This is a genomic window from Achromobacter sp. (assembly GCF_036567245.1).
GTDB lineage: Bacteria > Pseudomonadota > Gammaproteobacteria > Burkholderiales > Burkholderiaceae_B > Achromobacter.
The window spans coordinates 1-2,920 of record NZ_DATCUY010000650.1 but is presented as its reverse complement, the minus strand read 5'-3'; the positions used below and the strand labels follow the sequence as shown (position 1 = coordinate 2,920).

1 protein-coding gene and 2 pseudogenes are annotated in these 2,920 nt (G+C 68.3%); 1 reads left to right on the top strand and 2 read right to left on the bottom strand.

The window, feature by feature from the left end:
• Positions 1–268, top strand: a pseudogene (locus VIR09_RS27625) (serine/threonine protein kinase); the annotation flags it as partial.
• A gap of 12 nt (positions 269–280) precedes the next feature.
• Here VIR09_RS27625 and VIR09_RS27620 read toward each other — a convergent pair.
• Positions 281–2,605 (bottom strand): CHASE2 domain-containing protein, encoded by a 2,325-nt coding sequence (locus VIR09_RS27620; protein ID WP_332015769.1) that lies wholly within the window; start codon positions 2,603–2,605, stop codon positions 281–283.
• A 10-nt stretch (positions 2,606–2,615) separates the two neighbouring features.
• Positions 2,616–2,920 (bottom strand): annotated as a pseudogene (locus VIR09_RS27615) (peptidoglycan-binding protein); the annotation flags it as partial.

The window sequence follows — 2,920 nt, the reverse complement described above, 5'->3', positions numbered from 1 at the left end:
GGCCGCTCCCGCCGAGGCTCCCGCTGCCGTGGCCGAAGAGGCCGCCAAGCCCAAGCCGGTTCCCGTGCTGGTGCGGCTGGACATCCGCCCATGGGGCGAGGTCTGGATCAATGGCGTGGCGCGCGGCATCAGTCCTCCGGTCAAGGAACTACGGCTGATTCCCGGCAAGTACCAGGTGGTGCTGCGCAATGCCGGCCTGTCGCCATACCGTACGACGCTGGAGGTCAAGGCGGGCAAGCCCGCCGTGATCTCGCACGTCTTCCAATAGGGCGCGCCGCGGCTACGCCGCGGTCATCTCTTCCGGCGCCATCGGCAGGCGCAGCGTGAAGACCGAGCCCACGCCCTGTTCGCTGCTGACCTCGACCGATCCGCCGTGGCGTTCGGCGACCGTGCGCACGAACGCCAGACCCAGGCCTGCCCCGCCGACATCGCCGCGCGTTTCGACCCCCACGCGGGAGAACGGTTCGAACAGCCGCGCCAGATCCTGCGCCGCAATGCCCTGGCCCTGGTCGTGGATGTTGACGCGCCAGAAGCCGGGTTCTTCGTCGATGCCACATTCGATCCGCGTGTGCGCCGGGCTGTACTTGATCGCGTTGTCGATCAGATTGCACAGCGTGCGCATGAGCAGGGTTTGATCGCCGCGGACATAGGCGGCGGGCAGCGGCAGCACGAGGCTGAGCTCGATGCCGCGCTTTTGCGCCGAGGCCCAGAACTCGTCCACGGCGTCTTGCAGCAGGCTGCCCAGATCCAGTTCCACAGCGCTGATCGTCATCGACTCGGCGCGCGTGAGGTGTACGAAGTCGTCGACCAGGCGCAACGTACGGTTGGCCAGCGCCGCGATGCGACCCAGGGTTTCGCTTTGGGCCTCGGGCGAGCCACTTTCCTGCTTCATTTCGACCAGCGCGAGGATGGAGCTTTGGGGCGCGCGCATGTCATGCGAGATGAAGCGCAATGTTTCTTCGCGCTGGCGCTCCGCCTGGCGGATGCGCGAGATGTCGGTCAGCGTGGCGACGGTGCCGGCGAAGTTGCCTTCGGCGGTGTGAATGGGCGCGCATTTCAGGATCAGATCGCGGCCGGCATGGTCGCGTATTTCCAGGTCGGCGCTCCATGGCGATGACGCGGCGGCCGCGCCCTGGCCGCTGAGCGCCTCCGCGACGCGGTGGCGCGTGGCGGGATCGGAGATGGTCTTTTCCAGTAGATGGGTGGCCCGGCGGCCGACGCGGGGAGGGCGCATTCCCAACCGCTGGAAATACATGACGGCGGCCTGGTTGCGAAATTGCATGCGGCCATCCTGATCGAAAACGAGCGTGGCATCCGGCATGCCGTCCAGGCCGTCGGCCAGGAAGCGGCGCAGGTTGCGCACGCGGGCCAGCGCACGGCGCAGCTCCCCGACCCGGCTTTCCAGCGATGCGCTGGGACCCGCGCCCTGGGCGCCGGCCTCGTTCAACACCGGCGGATACTCGCGCTGCAGGCGGCGCAGTTCGTTGTCCATGTAGCGCAACGCGGCCTCCTGGGTGCGCCAGCTCCAGAGCGGATAGCATAGCGCCACGCCCAGCAGCGCCGCGGCCGGCGCGAACCACACATAGGCATAGGCCAGCAACAGCAACGCCGCCAGCAGGATGGCGACGAACAGTGCAAGGCTGACCAACAGGGCCTGCTTGGGCGACAGCCGCCACAGGGCCAGGCAGGCCAGCAGCACGGGCAGTGCGGCGAATAGTGCGTTGCTCCAGGCGGGCGGCTGCCGATAGGCGATATCGTCGCGCGCCGCGTGCAGCAGGTTCGCGATGATCTCCACCCCGGACATGCCGCTGACGTCATGCGACACCGGCGTCGGGTAGGCGTCGCCGAGGCCGGTAGCCCAGGCGCCGACCAGCACGTACTTTCCGCGCAGTTCCTCGGGCGACAGGTCGCCGCGCAGCACGGACAGGTAGGACACGATGCGCGTATGCGCGGTGGGGCCGGAGTAGGGGATCAGGATGCTGGCGTCAGGCGCCGCGCGTTGCAACAGTTTCTGCGCCGAATCCGCTTCACCACCGACGTCCAGCATGGCCATGGCCAGATGGTTCCAGCGGCGGTCTCCGAGCCGCGCGCTCAGGGTCGCTGCGCGCACCACGCCATCCGGATCGATGCGCGCGTTGATGAAGCCCTTCGCGGCGGCGGCCTGTGCCACGCCCGGGATGGGTTCGTTGACTGCTGAAGGGCGGTCGAGCCGATCCAGCACGACGGGCAGGACAGTGCGGCCATGGCGCCGGATGCTGTCGGCCAGGATGCGGTCGTCGTTCGGATTGGCCATGTCCGGTTCGGCGAAGATCAGGTCCAGCGCCACGGCGCGGGCGCCCTGCAGGCGGTCCAGCAGCGCCGCGTGGACGGCGCGCCGCCATGGCCAATGGCCCAGCGCTTTGATGCTGTCGTCGTCGATCGCGACAATCAGGATATCGGGATCGGCGCCGCGCCCCGTCAACGACACGGCGCGGTCATAAAGGATTTGATCGAAGCGCCCCAGGCCGTTGAACGAACCCAGGATGGCGGCAAATACCGCCAAAACCACCGTCAGCCATAGCCCTGAGCGCGAGGTCCGGTCCTGCGGATCGGCGGCGTCGGCCATGAGACGGGCTCTAGTAATCGGTCAGCGTGATCAGGCCGCCCGTGCCGCTGGCGACGCCCGAGCCGTCGGAGGTCAGGAGCATGTTCGCGCCCTCGAAGGTGGCGATCGCGTCGCGTCCGTTCAGGCCCAGGTCGTCCACTGCGCGCACGGATACGTAATAGGTGCCGGGACCGGGCGCGGTGAAGCGGATATCGTTGTTGGGGAAGCTGGTCGACGATACCGGCAATGCGCCTTCGGCATCGCGCGAGACGCGTACTACATAGCTCTGGGCGCCGGACACGGGCGAGACGTCGGCGGTCCAGGCGCCGCCGCCTG